Annotated in this window: 18 protein-coding genes; 13 read left to right on the plus strand and 5 right to left on the minus strand. The window is 57.0% G+C overall.

Going from position 1 to position 16,754, the window contains the following annotated elements:
* Window positions 1-11: 11 nt before the first annotated feature.
* The 11 genes from DS878_RS00805 to DS878_RS00855 are packed head-to-tail and all read left to right on the plus strand — an operon-like array spanning window position 12 to window position 8,582.
* Complete coding sequence (locus tag DS878_RS00805) at window positions 12-1,013, plus strand: ornithine carbamoyltransferase (RefSeq protein WP_113814041.1); 1,002 nt, start codon at window positions 12-14, stop codon at window positions 1,011-1,013.
* A 34-nt stretch (window positions 1,014-1,047) separates the two neighbouring features.
* On the plus strand, window positions 1,048-1,962 hold the full coding sequence (gene arcC, locus DS878_RS00810; RefSeq protein ID WP_113814042.1) for a carbamate kinase: 915 nt from the start codon (window positions 1,048-1,050) through the stop codon (window positions 1,960-1,962).
* A 60-nt stretch (window positions 1,963-2,022) separates the two neighbouring features.
* Complete coding sequence (gene atpD, locus DS878_RS00815) at window positions 2,023-3,402, plus strand: F0F1 ATP synthase subunit beta (protein ID WP_222837418.1); 1,380 nt, start codon at window positions 2,023-2,025, stop codon at window positions 3,400-3,402.
* The gene (locus DS878_RS00820) at window positions 3,399-3,809 is read left to right on the plus strand and encodes an ATPase (RefSeq protein WP_113814044.1); all 411 of its coding nucleotides are present in this window, start codon (window positions 3,399-3,401) and stop codon (window positions 3,807-3,809) included. The genes atpD and DS878_RS00820 overlap by 4 nt, the downstream gene beginning before the upstream one ends.
* Entirely contained in the window at window positions 3,806-4,108 is a 303-nt protein-coding gene (locus tag DS878_RS00825) for an AtpZ/AtpI family protein (protein ID WP_113814045.1), read from the plus strand. Before DS878_RS00820 ends, DS878_RS00825 begins: the two co-directional genes overlap by 4 nt.
* A complete protein-coding gene (locus DS878_RS00830) occupies window positions 4,105-4,419 on the plus strand; it encodes an ATP synthase subunit I (protein WP_261977537.1) in 315 nt (104 codons plus the stop codon). The genes DS878_RS00825 and DS878_RS00830 overlap by 4 nt, the downstream gene beginning before the upstream one ends.
* Window positions 4,419-5,117, plus strand: a complete 699-nt coding sequence (locus tag DS878_RS00835; RefSeq protein WP_113814046.1) for a F0F1 ATP synthase subunit A — start codon at window positions 4,419-4,421, stop codon at window positions 5,115-5,117. The genes DS878_RS00830 and DS878_RS00835 overlap by 1 nt, the downstream gene beginning before the upstream one ends.
* The gene (locus tag DS878_RS00840; RefSeq protein WP_113814047.1) at window positions 5,114-5,392 is read left to right on the plus strand and encodes a F0F1 ATP synthase subunit C; all 279 of its coding nucleotides are present in this window, start codon (window positions 5,114-5,116) and stop codon (window positions 5,390-5,392) included. The genes DS878_RS00835 and DS878_RS00840 overlap by 4 nt, the downstream gene beginning before the upstream one ends.
* Before the next feature lie 8 nt (window positions 5,393-5,400).
* Entirely contained in the window at window positions 5,401-6,171 is a 771-nt protein-coding gene (locus DS878_RS00845) for a F0F1 ATP synthase subunit B (protein ID WP_113814048.1), read from the plus strand.
* Between the two features lie 19 nt (window positions 6,172-6,190).
* Window positions 6,191-7,714 (plus strand): F0F1 ATP synthase subunit alpha, encoded by a 1,524-nt coding sequence (locus DS878_RS00850; RefSeq protein WP_113814049.1) that lies wholly within the window; start codon window positions 6,191-6,193, stop codon window positions 7,712-7,714.
* Entirely contained in the window at window positions 7,698-8,582 is an 885-nt protein-coding gene (locus tag DS878_RS00855) for a F0F1 ATP synthase subunit gamma (protein WP_113814050.1), read from the plus strand. The genes DS878_RS00850 and DS878_RS00855 overlap by 17 nt, the downstream gene beginning before the upstream one ends.
* On the opposite strand, the gene DS878_RS00860 is transcribed toward DS878_RS00855, so the two are convergent.
* The 3 genes from DS878_RS00860 to DS878_RS00870 are packed head-to-tail and all read right to left on the minus strand — an operon-like array spanning window position 8,577 to window position 12,211.
* Window positions 8,577-9,359: an SDR family oxidoreductase gene (locus DS878_RS00860; protein ID WP_113814051.1), complete on the minus strand. Its 783-nt coding sequence runs from the start codon at window positions 9,357-9,359 to the stop codon at window positions 8,577-8,579. The genes DS878_RS00855 and DS878_RS00860 overlap by 6 nt on opposite strands.
* On the minus strand, window positions 9,346-11,517 hold the full coding sequence (locus tag DS878_RS00865) for an AMP-binding protein (protein ID WP_113814052.1): 2,172 nt from the start codon (window positions 11,515-11,517) through the stop codon (window positions 9,346-9,348). Before DS878_RS00865 ends, DS878_RS00860 begins: the two co-directional genes overlap by 14 nt.
* Complete coding sequence (locus DS878_RS00870; protein WP_261977538.1) at window positions 11,501-12,211, minus strand: thermostable hemolysin; 711 nt, start codon at window positions 12,209-12,211, stop codon at window positions 11,501-11,503. Before DS878_RS00870 ends, DS878_RS00865 begins: the two co-directional genes overlap by 17 nt.
* A 232-nt stretch (window positions 12,212-12,443) precedes the next feature.
* On the opposite strand from DS878_RS00870, the gene DS878_RS00875 reads away from it, so the two are divergent.
* Together DS878_RS00875 and DS878_RS00880 are read left to right on the plus strand one after the other, a co-directional pair.
* Window positions 12,444-13,130, plus strand: coding sequence for a response regulator transcription factor (locus DS878_RS00875; RefSeq protein ID WP_113814053.1), 687 nt, complete (start codon window positions 12,444-12,446; stop codon window positions 13,128-13,130).
* Window positions 13,121-14,536, plus strand: coding sequence for an ATP-binding protein (locus tag DS878_RS00880; RefSeq protein WP_113814054.1), 1,416 nt, complete (start codon window positions 13,121-13,123; stop codon window positions 14,534-14,536). Before DS878_RS00875 ends, DS878_RS00880 begins: the two co-directional genes overlap by 10 nt.
* Before the next feature lie 13 nt (window positions 14,537-14,549).
* Here the strand turns inward: DS878_RS00880 and bluB are convergent, their stop codons facing one another.
* Window positions 14,550-15,248: a 5,6-dimethylbenzimidazole synthase gene (gene bluB / locus DS878_RS00885; protein ID WP_113814055.1), complete on the minus strand. Its 699-nt coding sequence runs from the start codon at window positions 15,246-15,248 to the stop codon at window positions 14,550-14,552.
* Window positions 15,245-16,753 (minus strand): cobyric acid synthase, encoded by a 1,509-nt coding sequence (locus DS878_RS00890; protein ID WP_113814056.1) that lies wholly within the window; start codon window positions 16,751-16,753, stop codon window positions 15,245-15,247. Before DS878_RS00890 ends, bluB begins: the two co-directional genes overlap by 4 nt.
* Window position 16,754 lies beyond the last annotated feature (1 nt).

The raw sequence follows: 16,754 nt of genomic DNA on the forward strand, positions 1-16,754 counted from the left end.
GGACGAAACCCATGGCCTTTAATCTGAAGAACCGGCACTTCCTCACCCTGCGTGACTTCTCCCCCCAGGAGATCAGATTTCTGCTACAGCTCTCGGCGGATCTGAAGACTGCCAAGTACGCCGGTACCGAGGTTCCTCAGCTCAACGGCAAGGAAATAGCCCTGATCTTCGAGAAAAATTCCACCCGCACGCGAGTGGGTTTCGAAGTTGCCGCTTATGACCAGGGGGCCAGGGTCACTTACCTCGGGCCCACCGGCAATCACATAGGCCACAAGGAGTCAGTAAAGGATACGGCCCGGGTGCTGGGGCGCGTCTACGACGCCATCGAATACCGTGGTTTTGGACAGAAGATTGTCGAGGAACTGGCGGAATATGCCGGCGTGCCTGTCTATAACGGCCTTACCGATGAGTTCCATCCAACCCAGATTCTTGCCGACTTCCTAACCATGCAGGAGCATACTGAGAAACCTCTGCATCAGGTGGCTTATGCCTTTCTGGGCGATGCTGGCAATAACATGGGAGACAGCCTGCTGATCGGTGGTGCCAAGATGGGCATGGATGTTCGTCTCTGCGCCCCGAAAGCCTGCTGGCCAAGGCAGACAGTACAGGAAGAAGCCCAGGCGATAGCCGGGGAAACCGGAGCACGCATCACCATTACCGACGATCTGGATGCGGCCCTGGCCGGAGCCGATTTCGTTTATACCGATGTCTGGTTGTCCATGGGCGAGCCTAAGGAAAAGTGGGGAGAACGCATCAAACTGCTGATGCCTTACCAGGTGAATGCTGAAACCATGAAGAAAACCGGTAATCCCAGGACCCGCTTCATGCATTGCCTGCCAGCCTTCCATAACACCGAAACAACGGTAGGCAAGGAGATAGAAGAAGAGTTTGGAATTGACGCCATGGAAGTAACTGACGAGGTTTTCGAGAGCCCGGCATCGATTGTGTTTGATCAGGCAGAAAACCGCATGCATACCATCAAAGCGGTGCTGGTAGCCACGCTCGGAGCCTGACTCCGGAGCTGATTATTGATAAAGGATGCACCCTATGCTGATTGTTGCAGCTCTGGGCGGCAACGCCCTGTTAAGACGCGGAGAGCCACTGACGGCCAGAACTCAACGCGCCAATGTCCGAACCGCAGCAAAATCACTGGTCGAACTGGTGCGGGCCGGACATCAGCTGGTTATTACTCACGGCAACGGTCCTCAGGTGGGATTGCTGGCATTACAGGGTGCCGCCTACAAACCTGAGGAAGCCTACCCTCTGGATGTACTGGGTGCTGAAACCGGTGGCATGATCGGTTATATGATCGAACAGGAAATCGAAAACGCCATTGATCATGAGCGACCTGTAGCAACTCTGCTCACCCAGGTGGTGGTTGACCGGAATGACCCGGCCTTTTCCAATCCGACCAAATTTATCGGTCCCGTCTATAGTAAAGCAGAGGCAGAGGCCAAAGCTGCAGCCGCCGGCTGGCGCATTGCAGCCGATGGTGGCAACTGGAGAAGAGTTGTGCCGTCGCCGGTTCCAAAAGAAATTCCGGACATTCATGTATTGAAACTGCTACTGGATCAGAACGTGATTGTGATCTGTACGGGAGGTGGCGGCATCCCTGTGCTGCGTCGTAATGATGGCAGCATGACCGGTGTTGAAGCTGTTATCGACAAGGATGCTGCCAGCGCCCTGCTTGCTCGCGAGTTAGGTGCAGACGCACTGTTATTGCTGACCGACGTAGACGCTGTTTATCGCGACTTGAACACTCAGGCTGCGGCCCCAATACACAAAATCAGGGCAGACCAGGCGCGAAGGCTGGACATGCCGGCCGGTTCAATGGGGCCAAAAGTCATAGCCGGCGCGGATTTCGCGGATACCGGGGGCATCAGCGGCATTGGCCGCCTGGAAGATGCTCTCGCTATTCTGGCCGGACAGGCAGGTACGCTCATTACACGAACAGACTCTTGAAACTCCTAACCGTTCAGGCACGTTATCATGTCTAATCCGGATGTTAACGAAGGGGATTCCATGCAGGACACGGGCAGTGACAGTGTCGGTCAGATCGTGGGCATCCGCGGAGGTGTTGTCGATGTTAAATTCCCCGGCGTCGCCCCCCGCATCCAGGATCTGGTTCGCGCTGGCAACCTGGACCTGGAGGTTACATCACTGCTTGAAAACGGCGCCGTGCGTTGCATGGCGCTGGCCCCTGTGCGCGGACTGGGCCTGGGAATGCCTGTGCAGGCCACAGGCGCGCCCATTCAGGTTCCCGTAGGCGACAGCGTACTGGGCCGTATGCTCAACGTGTTTGGCGAGCCAATCGATGACAAGCCTGCCCCTGCCGCAACAATAAGACGCTCCATACATCAGCCCCCTCCGGCCCTGGAAGACCGCGTCGTCCATAGCGATATTCTGGAGACCGGAATCAAAGCGATCGATTTGCTGTCACCCATCGAGCGCGGCGGCAAAACCGGCCTGTTCGGCGGCGCGGGGGTCGGGAAAACCGTTCTGATTACAGAGCTGATAAACAATACCGTTCAGCATTATCAGGGGGTCAGTCTGTTCTGTGGCATTGGCGAGCGCTCCAGGGAAGCGGAAGAGCTCTACCGCGAGATGGGTGATGCTGGTGTGCGGGACAAAACCGTCATGCTGTTCGGACAGATGAACGAGGCTCCGGGAGTACGTTTTCTGGTGGGCAAAACCGCGCTCACCATGGCGGAATATTTCCGCGACGACCAGAAGCAGGACGTATTGCTTCTTATCGACAATATTTTCCGCTTTGTGCAGGCCGGCTCGGAAGTCTCCGGGCTGATGGGGCGTATGCCTTCGCGGGTTGGCTACCAACCTACCCTGGCAACAGAACTGGCCTCTCTTGAAGAGCGCATCACCTCAACCCGTAATGGAGCAATAACCTCCATCCAGGCAGTCTACGTGCCAGCCGATGACTTTACCGACCCGGCGGCGGCACATATTTTCTCGCACCTCTCTGCCTCAGTGGTACTTTCCCGCAAGCGCGCCAGTGAGGGTCTGTACCCTGCAGTTGACCCCCTCGGTTCCGCTTCAGTAATGCTGACACCCGCCGTCGTTGGCCAGCGCCATTACGACATCGCCCGGGCAGTAAGGCGCACTCTCGCCGAGTATGAGGACCTGCGCGATATCATTGCCATGCTGGGAATGGAGGAACTCTCGGCCGCTGACAGAGCCACCGTTGCCAGGGCGCGGCGGCTCGAACGCTTTCTCACCCAGCCGTTTTTCACCACCGGCTCTTTTACCGGCACCGGCGGCAAACGCGTGCCCATCAAAGATACTCTCGATGGCTGCGAAACCATTCTGAACCAGACTGAATTTAATGATAACGAAACCGACTATTACATGATTGGTTCACTGAAGGATCTGGAGACGGGATCATGAGCCTTGCAGACACCATGCAGGTAGCGCTGCGACTACCCACCCGAACACTTTACGAAGGCAGGGCAAAACAGCTGTTTGCCACGGCGGAGAACGGTGCTTTCGGGATGCTTCCCAACCATGTCGACTTCGTTACGGCGCTGGTGCCGTCGGTACTTATTCTCACCTCAGCCGACGGCGAGGAACTTTTTTTTGGTATTGATGAGGGTGTGCTGATGAAAAAAGGCCATCAGGTAGATATTGCCATACGCCGGGGTGTTCGGGGCAAGGATCTCAACTCCCTGAACGAAACCGTACAGGCCGCGTTTATTGAAGTGGATGAAGAAGAACGGGTAGCCCGGTCTGCATTGTCCCGCCTTGAAGCGGGCATCGTCCGGCACTTTGGCGACTTGCGGAAACCCACAGTGTGAACAGGAACGACGACCGCTCAGCAGAAAACATCCGGCGCACTGCCGAGCGCATGAAACTGGCACGCAGTTCCCCTGGCCTGAGTCCGTTACGGGGGCTTGGGGCATTCGGAATTGTTGGCTGGTCGATTGCTGTACCAACAGTGGGCGGTGCATTTCTGGGTTTATGGCTGAACCGGGTTGCGCCCCAGGATTTTTCCTGGCCAATCGCGCTTATCCTCGGCGGTGTTGTGGTCGGAGCCATTATTGCCTGGAGCTGGATCGGCAAAGAGGGTCCGGACCAGAAAGGAGACAAGCGGTGATATCAGTCGACTGGCATGCAGCTCTGTTGGGGTTGTCAGTAGGTGTTCCCGTCAGCGCCCTGTTCTTTGCGGGTCTGGCCTGGGGAATGCAGCGGGCCCTGGGTTCCTCAAGACCCGCGCTATGGCTGATGGTCAGTTCCTTCAGCAGGATTGCGATACTTCTGGCTGTTGGCTTCTGGGTAACCTTTATAGCAGGAAGTAACTGGGCCGTAGCCGGCTACGCATTGGCGTTTTTTATGGCAAGACTAGTGGCCATACTCTGGGCCAGAATGGGTAAAGCGTCCGCCACCACAGGACAGGAGGGTACATAATGCAGCTGACTCCAGATGATGTTGTTGTTTTCACTCTCGCTGGCTGGGATGTTAACGCCACCATCGTTAATACCTGGATTGTTATGGCGCTGCTGGTAGGCACTTCCATGCTGATTACCCGCAACCTGCGCGCCGATGTACCACCCAATCGCTGGCGCACGACACTGGAAGTAATTGTAAAACTGATTCAGAGCCAGATTGAGGAGGTTACCCGGAACTCTGCCCGTCATGTCATGTATTTTTCCGGCACATTGTTCCTGTTCATTGCCTTATCAAACCTGATGCTGGTGATACCAGGATTTTCGCCGCCTACCTCATCCTTATCCACCACTGCGGCTCTGGCTTTGTCTGTACTGATAGCGGTACCGGTATTCGGCATTGCTACCGGTGGGCTGGGAAGCTATCTGAAAACGTTTATTCAGCCTTCGGTCATCATGCTGCCATTCAATATTATCGGCGAGTTCTCCCGGGGCATATCCCTGGCTATCCGCCTGTACGGCAACATAATGAGTGGCGCCGTTATCGCCGCCATTCTTCTGACCATCGCGCCATTTTTCTTTCCCGTGGCCATGGACATGCTCGGGTTACTGACCGGTATGATTCAGGCCTATATTTTCGCCATGCTCGCCACTGTTTACATCTCATCTGCCACCGCAGAGCCTGACCCTTCATTGCAAAAACACGAGGACAAGCCATGACAGATTTCGCCATTATCGCAGTCATATCAATTTTCACGGCAGGCCTGACCGTCTCCTTCGGGGCTCTCGGCCCGGCACTCGGTGAAGGCCGGGCAGCGGCCGCCGCAATTGCAGCCATGGCCCAGCAACCGGATGCAGCACCAACTTTGTCCCGAACCCTGTTCGTGAGTCTGGCGATGATTGAGTCCACCGCGATCTACTGCTTTGTAGTCGCCATGATTCTACTGTTCGCCAACCCGTTCTGGACCGCGGTACAGGCTTCCTCAGGAGGTTAAAACAGATCATGTCTATTGACTGGGTTACCGTTATTGCACAGATTGCCAACTTTCTGGTGCTGGTCTGGTTACTGAAACGATTTCTCTACCGCCCTATCCTTGACGGTATTGATGCCCGCGAGGCCGAGATCGCACGCAGCATGGCCGAAGCCGGGGAGGCTCAGAAAAGAGCCCAGGCGGCTGAAGCAGACTATCAGCAACAGCGAAAACAACTGTTATCCGACCAGAATGCAGTGGTCGAACGAGCGCTCCGGGAGTCCGAAAACCAGCGCGACGCTCTGCTGGCCGAAGCTCGCGCCAAGCTGGAGCAAGAGCAGAAAGACTGGCACAAACACCTTGAGCGTGAACGTCAGAAGTTCACCGCGCAACTGCAGCGCGCCGGAGAAGAAACCCTGTTGGAACTGACCCGCAAAGCTCTCCGGGATCTTGCCGACGAATCACTGGAAGAAGCCATTGCCCGTCATGCAACCGCGCGTCTGCGTGGGATTACCAGCGAACTCTCCGACGCCGCTGGTGACAGCAAGGAAGCCGTAGCTACTACACGTGACGCCTTACCCGAGGCCGCACAGACACAGATGCAGGCCGATATCGAAAGCCTGCTGCCTGGCATAACCCTGCGTTTTGAAACCGATCCGCAACAGGCCCCTGGCCTGGTTCTGCGCGTTGGCAGCGCTCAGGTTGCCTGGACGGTTGACAGCTACACAGAGGCGTTTGATTCGCTTTTAAGCGAGCGCCTTGCCGCTGTTGCATCCGGCCGGGTTCAGCCAGGTGACGCCTGAGAGGGGTAGATAAACCAAGATGGAGAACCGTTCTGAACTACCTGACACTGAGCCCTTTGACGCCTGGCGGGAAGCTCTGCTGGCAACACCTGCTCCCGCGCCGGTACTGACTGAAGTCGGCACAGTCACCGAAGTGGGCGACGGCGTTGCGGTCGTCACCGGCCTGGCCCGTGCACTGGCGGATGAGCTATTGGTGTTCGACTGCGGCGTGCGTGGCATTGCCCTGGATCTGGAGCCCGGAAGGCTCGGTGTGATTCTGCTCGGGCCTTCAGACCTCATTACTCTGGGCGAAGATGTTCGTCGCACTCGCAAGGTAGTGAGCGTACCGGTCGGCCCGGCATTACTGGGCCGGGTGGTGGACGCCATGGGGCGCCCGAGGGACGGCCTGGGGCCGGTTGCAGCAGTAGCCGAGCACCCCATTGAGGCCGAAGCACCGGGTATTCTCAGCCGTTCGGCCATTTTCCGGCCTCTGGCTACCGGCATCAAAGCTATCGATGCCGCTGTACCCGTGGGCCTTGGCCAGCGAGAACTGATCATCGGCGACCGCCAGACCGGGAAGACCTCCATTGCCATAGACACCATACTCAACCAGGTGCGTTCCGCTGTTACCTGCATCTACTGCGCTATTGGCCAACGGGGAGACGCGGTGTCCCGGGCGATCGGTGCCCTGAGAAAAGGCAACATGATGGCCCGCAGCGTGGTTATGTCGGCCGGTGATGAAGAAACACCGGGGCTGGCCTACATAGCGCCCTATGCCGCTATGGCGATGGCAGAGTATTTTTCCGATCAGGGCCAGGACGTACTGGTCATTTTTGATGATCTGACACACCACGCCCGTTCCTACCGGGAATTATCACTGCTGCTAAGGCGGCCACCAGGGCGCGAGGCTTTTCCCGGTGATATTTTCTATGTTCATGCCCGCCTTCTGGAACGGGCCGGGCAGTTTACAGAAGAAGCCGGTGGCGGCTCGATTACCGCCCTGCCGGTGGTGGAAACCCAGGCAGAGAATCTGTCGGCCTATATCCCGACGAACCTGATTTCCATAACGGATGGTCAGATTTACCTGTCACCACGGCTGGTGCGCAAAAACCAGTTCCCTGCCGTTGATCTGGGGCTGTCTGTCTCCCGGGTAGGCGGTAAAGCACAGACCCGTGCTCTGCGCGAAGTGGCCGGCAACCTGCGGGTAACCCTCTCGCAGTTTGAGGAACTGGAAGACTTTGCTCGCTTTGGTACACGACTGGACGATGCCACGCGGGCACGCCTGACCCGTGGCGCAGCTGTGCGCAATGCCCTGCGCCAGGCTGAGCGTGACCCCATGCCTGCAGCCGAACAACTGGCCGTGCTGATCGCAGCAATGGAGGGCCTTTTTGATGCCATGTCAGAACAAGAACTGGCCGCTGCCATGACACGTATCCGTGCCGCTGCACAAGGGAAGTTACAGGTGATTGACGAACGTATCAGTGAAAACAAGGGGCTGACCGGGGAAGACCGGGCCCTGATCATTGCTACCGCACTCGAGGTCTGCAATGGCCCAGACACTTGAAACCCTGTCCCGTCACAGCGAGACACTGAAAAGCATTCGGGGCATAGTTCACACCATGAAGACCCTGTCGGCCATTAATGCGACGCCCTATGAACATGCCGCCCGCTCAATCGAAGCCTATCACCAGACCATACTTCAGGGATTCGCTGCGTTCGCCTACCGTACCGGTAACATCACCTTGCGGCAGGACGAGGCACTGGAGCATCTGGTTATCGTCTTCGGCTCCGACCACGGACTTTGCGGTAACTACAATGAGATTCTGGCCGGATCGGTAAAGCAGCATTGCCAGGCAGAAATCACCAGCAAGCATCGCCTTCTCTGCATCGGGGCGCAAATGAATGATGCTCTCGATGATCAGGGCCTGACACCAGATGCTGTCTTGCTACCACCGGCGTCTGCTGACGGTATTGGTCGCCTCGCCGGCGATATTGTTACCCGCATAGACCGTTTCAGCCGGGGCCAGCCTCTGTATCGCCTGGCCGTCACCCTGGCATTTACCCAGCGCGGCGAACAGGGCGCGCGCGAACCCGTAACACTCCGGCTTCTGCCTCTGGAGCCTGCTCTGCTGCAGCGCGAGAAGCACTGGAATTCCCGCTCGCTTCCGGATTACTCCATGGACGCCGAAGCCTTGCTGTCATCGCTGATTCGCAGCCATATTTTCGCCAGTGTTTTCCGCGCCTCCGCAGAAGCCATGGTCACCGAAAACTCCGCTCGTCTCGCTCTGATGCAGCAGGCCGAGCAGTCTGTGGATGAACGTATCGAAGACGTAAAAGGTGAACTCAGATCGGTAAGACAAACAGAAATCACCAGCGAACTGATGGATGTGATCACCGGTTTCGAGGCGTTAAAAAAAACACGCAAATCATGATTCTGTTTTAGCGTAGAGAAACCGCCGGATTACCGGCAGTTGTTTCAGCATGGCTTTATCAACAACCCGTGGCAGTATCCCGTTAATAACCACAAACAACTTCTCGGGCCATCCCAGGAAACAGCGACGCTGATCGCGCTTCATAGCCTTGATGATGGCTGCCGCCACTGCCTCTGGCGTGTCAACACGATTCCCCAATGCACGGTTCAGCGCATCAACCGCCTCCGGATTCATATCTGTATCTGTGGCCCGCGGCGCTATATAAATCACCTGAACGGAGGTGTCCGCCAATTCGCGGCGCAGAGCCTCAGTGAATCCCCTCAGGCCAAATTTGGTCGCACAATAGGCGGTGTATCCGGGAAAGCCAATACTGCCAAAGGTCGAGCCTACAAACACCATGGCACTGCTCCCCGCTTTCTCAAACCGGGGAGCAAAATGTCGGGCTACAAGCATTGCCGAACGCAGGTTCACATCGAGCTGCGCACCAAGCTCTGCGGCAGACATCATTGCCAGTCCGGCAAAGCGATTCTGTCCGGCACAATGGATAACACCATCAATATCCGGATAGGCCTCCGTCAGGCGCTCCAGTTGCTGGTCCAGGTCGTTGGCTGCGAGATCCAGGGACACCGGAACAACGCCTTCCCGGTGGCCGATGCTCTCTGGGTGCCGGGAAGCCACAACGACACGGCTCCCCTCCTGAACCAGTGAGTCCACCAGTGCCTTACCAATGCCGCCGGTTCCTCCCAGCAGCAAAAACATACGATCACGCAGCCTCATGGCTCTGCTCCTGACGGCGACCAGGCAGAGGAATGCTGTGCAGCATATCGCCATACAACCGATAAACTACGCGAGCCGAATCAATAACCGCCTGCTGATCACGCGGGTCAGTAATGCCGTCCATGAGATTGCGAAAAAACTCGAAATGGTCCTGATCGAGAGCCCCGTGGGAATACAGATAACTGAAAGCCTGATCCGGAAGCCCAAGGAGTTTCTGAATCTGCTCTCCAAGGGGTGTGGCCAGCTCGATAGAGGTGCCCTCAAGCACCTGAACCATGCCAAAGAATGCCGCCGGATTACCCCGACTGATCTGATCGTACAGATAGGCCACCATCAGTTCGATGGACAGGTCCGGCTTACTGCCACGGATTGCTTCCTTGTCTGCACCACAGGCCTCCAGGTCATTCAGTATCCACTCGTCATGGCCATACTCCTCATCTATGTATTCAACCAGCGCTTTGCGGACGAACTCGAGCCGGTGAGGCAGCCTTGCACCACAGGCCATCATCAATGGCACTGTATGCTTAACGTGGTGAAAGGCCTGTGCCAGGAACCAGTTATATGACTCAAGGCTGAAACCACCCTCGCCAATAGCTTTAACAACGGGCGCACCAGTAACGTGGGCGCGAGCTTCAGAGGTTTCCTGCTGTAATCTGTCAAAAAATGCCATGCGAGATTCTCCTGGCTGGTTGGTCCATGGTGCGGAAAGAAATAATGGAAAAGCTTGTACTAACAAAGTCGGCAGGTGGTCCTGAATGTATGCCCGTACAGGGCGACCATTCGCAGTAATAAAGCCTTCGGCCTGGTTTAACCGTTGCCGGCGGACATAAACGGTGGCCAGGCGCGCATAATCCGGCAGACGCTGATTGAGCTGCCGTAATGACTCTGCAAGGACAGAGGGTGAGCGCCCATCTGTCACCGTAATCAGCGCCATTGGCTGAGGCTCACCATCACCGAATACCACTGCCTGGGGAATGGCCAGTCCCTGAACCAGCTCACTCTCCAGCCATTCCGGGCTGATATTGCGGCCGAAGGTGGTGATCAGGAGATTCTTGGAGCGCCCATTGACCGACAGGAAGCCATCCGTACTGAGTGCGCCCAGATCACCTGTATCCAGCCACTCATCCTGCTTCAGATCTTCCCCAAGATACCCCAGGTGCGTATTGCCGCGAACCAGAATATGACCGTCAGAACTCACTCTGATATCGACATGGGACAATGGCTGCCCCACACTGCCCTCACGCCCGGCGGCCGGTACGTTCAGTGCCACAACTGAACAGCATTCCGACAGACCATAGCCTTCGTAAAGTGGTAACCCGGCGGACCGGCCCCGGCTCAGCAACTCCGATGATACCCGGCCCCCACCAACGGCCAGAAACCGCAGCGGGCCGCTGTCAAGCTGGCCCTGTTCTGCGGCACCGACCAGCGCCATGGCCAGTTCCGGCACCAGAATCAACGACTGGGGGCGATTTCGATTGACCCCCGCAACCAGTCTTCTCAGGTCAAGACCACTGCTCCCGGTCATCCCCAGACTCGCCAGAGGTTCTACCTTGACTGCAGCGCCCATAAGTAACGGCAAATAAACCCCGGCGATATTCTCCAGTAATGTAGCTAGCGGCAGGATGCACAGATGTGCTTGCAACTCGATGCCTGCCAGCCGCTCTTTCAGGGCAAGCGTGGTTGCAGTCATCTGCTCCACGGACAGACACACACCTTTTGGCGTGCCGGTACTACCTGAGGTAAACGTGATTTTGGCCGTATCGACCGGCATTCCGGCCGCTGCTGTTGCAGTGGGCAAGGTACGCAGCCAGATACCATGACCCAGTGGCTCACTTTCGCTGGCCGCTTCACTGTGCAACAAACCGTTCAACCCGGCCCGTTTGATCAGATGGGTAGCCTGGGTTTCAGAGAAGAAGTGGGGCACAGGCACACAAACAACACCTGCAAACAGGCAGGCAAGATCCGCCAGTATCCAGGCCAGAGTGTTGTCTCCGCATATACCGACTCGCTTGATGCCTCTCGATTCAAGTTGCGCGGCGACTGTCTCTGCCGCCTGCACCATCTGCCTATAACTGTATTCTGCTTCCGGCTCACGCAACGCAATGCGCGAAGGGTGTTCCATTGCCCTGCTCTTGAGCAGTTCAGGCAAGGTAGCCATACAAGCCTCCCTGTCCGGAAACATCGGAACCTGTATGGGGGCGCACCGGTTCAATCCTTCGCAGAAGCCCCGTTTGTTTCAAGGAACTGAGGCTATCAGCTACCTTGACGGCCATCACCACAGGTTGATGGTCATAGTATCGCCCCCAACCGGCACCACCATCCGGCAAACTCGCCGGATCAGCCTTCGCCAACACGCGGGTAGCAATCCCCATGCGGTGAAAACTGTTTCGCAATTGGTCGGTTCCGGTACAGACCACCCAGTCGTAACCAGCGGCCTGAAGCCAGACGGTGAGAGAAGCAAACAGGTGCCGGCTGACACCGGCCTCAACACCTGCAAGATGAGCAATCTCTGCAATCCGGTCTCGCGCAATGTCCGGTACCGGCATCACAGATTCCACAGGAACTGTCAGATAATCCTCAAGAAACAGACGCTCCTGCGCAGCACTTCGAACGCCCACCGCTGCCAGTAACGCTCCCTGTGCTGATGTCAGAGCCAGCAATAACGGAATCCGCAGTGAGGGCTCGGCACCATAGGCCTGCAGAAACCGTCGCCGGATGAACTCCGTAACCGTAGCCGCCAGTAAAGTATCGGGGGTAATCTCGCTCAACCAGCGCCCTGCACAACGAAGGGCAGGAACCAGCTCCGGTGAATCTGGCGGGCAGTATGTGGACATAGTTAGCGGGTCGGTCATAAGCGCTCTCCAACAGCTTTCGGGCGAGGCACCCGATATAGTGAGCAATCAGATTAGAGCGCAACCCTTAAGTCAGGCTTAAGGCTGGAGCAGAGAATTCTTAAGCCGCGTTAAGGTTCCCCGCGATCACCGGTTGCCAGCACCAGTTAAGGGTGGCTTAAGAAAGCCGGTGTAGAATACAGACTGGCGAGTGTAAATTTGCACAGGCTTCCCCCAACACGGATCCCGCTTGATGCGCATATTACTGGTAGAAGACGACCACCTTCTGGGCAGCACCATGCTGGACATGCTGCGGACTGATCAGCACACAGTGGATTGGCTGGATGATGGTCAACAGGCGCTGAATGCCCTGGCAGACGATCATTTTGATCTGGCCATACTGGATTTGACCCTGCCACGGGTCGATGGCCTTGAGATTATTCGGCAGACCCGACAACAAGGCAACCAACTACCCATTATCATCCTGACCGCCCGCGCTGAACTGGAAGAAAAACTGCTGGGCCTGGATGCTGGTGCAGACGATTACGTAACCAAACCCTTTGCCATGGCCGAACTCAAAGCCCGGATCCGTGCCGTTACCCGTCGCAGATCTTCGACAACCAGCGATGAACTGATCGTAGGCCAGCTTACGCTGAACCCGGCTTCGGCCCAGCTCACTATCGGCTCGACGACAGACACCTTACCCCGCAGTGAATTCCAGATCCTCCAGTACATGATGCGTCATCCCGACCAGGTCGCCACTCGCCGGCGTCTGGAAGAACAGCTCTATGGCTGGGAGCCGGGAGCTGAAAGCAACGCTCTGGAAGTGCATATCCACCATCTCCGGCGCAGAATCGGCAAAACCACAATCCGCACCATCCGCGGCGTTGGGTATCTGCTGGACAGCCAGGCAGCTTGTGGAGCTCCGGAATGTCCCTGACCCGCACTCTCACACTGCTGGTTACTTCCATGGTTCTGCTGTTTGCCCTGATAGCCGCAGCCTGGAGCTATATTGAAAGCAATCATGAACTGGAAGAGCTGTTCGACGCCGAACTTGCGCAGAGTACACGGATTGTCCAGGGGCTGGTTCGCCACCTTGCAGACACACAATCGCTCGAGCTGTTATCGCAAACCCTCAGTGAAACACTGGCGCTGCCACTCGACAAGGACGTTGAGTCTGAAGCAGACAATGACGAGATTCTGCCCGGAGGCGCAGGGCACAAATACGAAAAGAAGCTGGCCTTTGAGGTCTGGACGCCCGGCCGCACGCCTCTGCTGGACACACTTAAGGCCGATGACACCGAAGGCCTGACACCAGGCTACTCATGGGCCGAATCCCAGGGGTACAACTGGCGGACGTTCACGCTTCAGGATCCCGCTACAGGTTTCTGGATCAGAACAGCTCAGCGGGAAGATATTCGCGGGGAACTGAGCCAGGAACTGGCCCTGGGCAACGTTCTGCCTTTGTTGGTTGCCTTGCCGCTCCTGCTACTGGCCGCCAGTGCTGCCATTCATATCGGGTTCCGCCCCCTGCGTCGGTTGGAGCGGCCTATACGCCATATGGCTCCGGAACGTATTCATCCCCTGGATGACAGACAGGCACCAAAGGAAGTGGCAGGTCTGGTACAAGCAGTAAATAGCCTGCTCAAGCGACTGAACCTGGCCCTGGAGCGGGAGCGCCGATTTTCGGCCGATGCAGCCCATGAACTACGGACGCCGCTGGCAGCTTTGCGACTGAATCTGGAAAAGGCCTGGGACAACAATCCACAGCAATTCCTGCCCCTGATTCAATCGGTTGACCGCATGACGCATCTGGTGGAGCAAATGCTGCTGCTGAACCGGGTAGACTCCGGCGCCGGCTTTTCACACCAGAAACACGACCTGTCCGAAATCATCGAACAAAGTATTGCGGATGTGACCCCCCTGGCGCTGAAAAAGCATATTGAGCCACTACTGCATAACGATGCTGGCCAGGCGCTGGTGAGTTGCCACGACGCCCTGATCAATACCCTGATGCGATCCCTGCTGGCCAACGCCATTCAGTACAGCCCGCAGCACACTCTGATAGAAACTCGCCTGGAGGCCTCCGGCAACGGTTATCACGTTACTGTGTGCGACCAGGGGCCAGGCATTGCGACAGAGGATAGGGAAAGGGCACTCAGTCGCTTTGTCCGCCTCGACCAGCGGCATGGCGGCGGTGCGGGGCTTGGGCTGGCAATTGCACGGCGGATTGCGGAACTCCACGGCGGCCAACTGACCCTGAATGCCCGGCCTGACGGGCAAACCGGACTGTGTGTCAGTCTCTGGCTGCCGGCACGCACTATGCCTTGCACCAGTGAACCTTAGACTAAACCGGGCTCTAAGGCTTCAGCGCGTTCAGAAGGGTGTTGTCGTCCAGTGACTGGCCCCAAAGGTTGCCATGCATCAGTTCATTCAAAGGCAACCGTGAACGCCAGCCCCGGGTTTCCAGCTCTGGCTGATCTGCAAACTCGCTGACATAGCCAAGACATAAATAGGCCAATGGGTAGACGTTATCCGGCAGTTTCAGAATCCGCGCCAGTGTGCTCTGGTCGAGAATGCTCACCCAGCCCACGCCGATACCTTCCGCCCGCGCCGCCAGCCACAAGTTCTGAACAGCCAGACAGGTACTGAAAAGGTCCGTATCCACTATGGAGTTACGTCCCAGAACATGGCTGCCGCCCCGGTTGCGGTCACAGGTAATACACAGGTTCATAGGGCTTTCGACAATGCCCTGTAATTTCAGACTGAGATAGGTTCGCTGACGTTCACCACCGTAGTTATTAGCGGCTTTGGCATTTTCCTGGTTATAGCTGGCCAGCACTTGCTGACGCACGTCCAGGCTGTCAATCAGGATAAAATCCCATGGCTGCATAAAACCCACCGACGGCGCGTGGTGCGCCGCTTTCAGCAGGCGCGCCAGCACAGGCCGGGGAATGGGATCAGGCAGAAACTCGGAGCGAACGTCACGGCGTTCAAAAATAGCGCGGTAAAGCCCACTACGCTCGTCTTCGCTGAAAGGACGGTTAGGATCACTCATGACCGCTTTCCATGGCCGGAATTAGTTGATGCTTCTTTTACGCCCAGCAGCCCGCACAGCCAGTCTGTATCCAGATATTGTTCAACCTGGTCCGCCAGCCGGTCAAGCTGGGCAAGACGGTGCTGCTGGTAGTCTACAGCGGCGCCTGAGCGGTTCAGCCCGGCCCATTGCAGCAATGCTTCACACGCCGCCGGCTCGTCAAATATTCCATGCACATAGGTGCCGGCCACCTGGCCATCGGCGCTGATTGCACCTTCGTTGTTGCCAGCCATCAAGCCCAACGGATGTGCTAGAGCCGCGCCATGGCTCACACCGTTGTGCATTTCGTAGCCTTTGAAAACCGCACTCTTGCCGCGGGGGTCACCCGCCCGGAGGGTCAGGGTGCCACTAACATTTCTCAGATGTTTACCAGCAATCATGGTGGTGGTCATTTCCAGCAATCCCAGGCCTTCCGTTGCGCCTTTCTGGCCTTCCAGCCCATCCGGATCGTCAACACGCTCACCCAGCATCTGAAAACCACCGCAAATACCAAAAACCTTGCCGCCGTAGCGCAAGTGTTTGCGAATAGCCTGCACCCAGCCCTGAGTATTGAGGAAAGCCAGATCAGTGCGGGTACTTTTACTGCCGGGCAGGATAATCAGATCGGCAGCCGGAATGGGCTGATCCGGGCCGATGAACTGAAGATTTATACCCGGGTGCAAGCGCAAGGGGTCAAAATCATTGTGATTACTGATGCGTGGCAGCACCGGCACAATCACATTCAGCGATTCGGCTTCGCAGGTGCCAGAGATACCAATGCTGTCTTCAGAGTCCACGATGAGGCCATGAAGGTATGGCAGCACGCCAACCACTGGCTTGCCGGTGCGTTCGGTAAGCCACTCCAGGCCTGGTTCCAGCAAGCTGATATCACCGCGAAAACGATTAACAATGAAGCCTTTTGTGCGCCCCTGCTCACTGGCGGAAATCAGCTCCAGCGTACCCACCAGCTGGGCAAACACACCGCCCCGGTCTATATCCCCGACCAGCAACACCGGGCAATCGGCCGCTTCTGCAAAGCCCATGTTGGCAATGTCGTTGGTGCGCAGGTTAATTTCTGCAGGACTGCCAGCACCTTCAGCAATGATCACGTCATAGCGTTCACTGAGCGCACGCCAGGCGTCCATCACCGCAACCTTGGCCTCGGCTTTGTACGCATGATAATCCAGCGCATCCATATTGCCGTGTACCTGTCCGCGCAGAATTACCTGGGCGCCACAATCGCTTTGCGGCTTCAGCAATACCGGGTTCATATCGCTGTGGGGCTCAAGGCCACACGCCAGTGCCTGCAACGCCGTGGAGCGGCCTATTTCCCCTCCATCCACTGTAACCGCACTGTTCAGGGCCATATTCTGCGGTTTGAATGGCGCCACCGACACACCCTGCCGGGCAAGCCAACGACACAGGGCGGCAACTACGGTGGTTTTACCGGCGTCGGATGTGGTGCCCTGGATCATCAGTGTGGTCATG

Origin of the sequence: Marinobacter sp. F3R11 (assembly GCF_003318275.1) — a bacterium.
In the GTDB taxonomy this organism is placed as follows: domain Bacteria; phylum Pseudomonadota; class Gammaproteobacteria; order Pseudomonadales; family Oleiphilaceae; genus Marinobacter.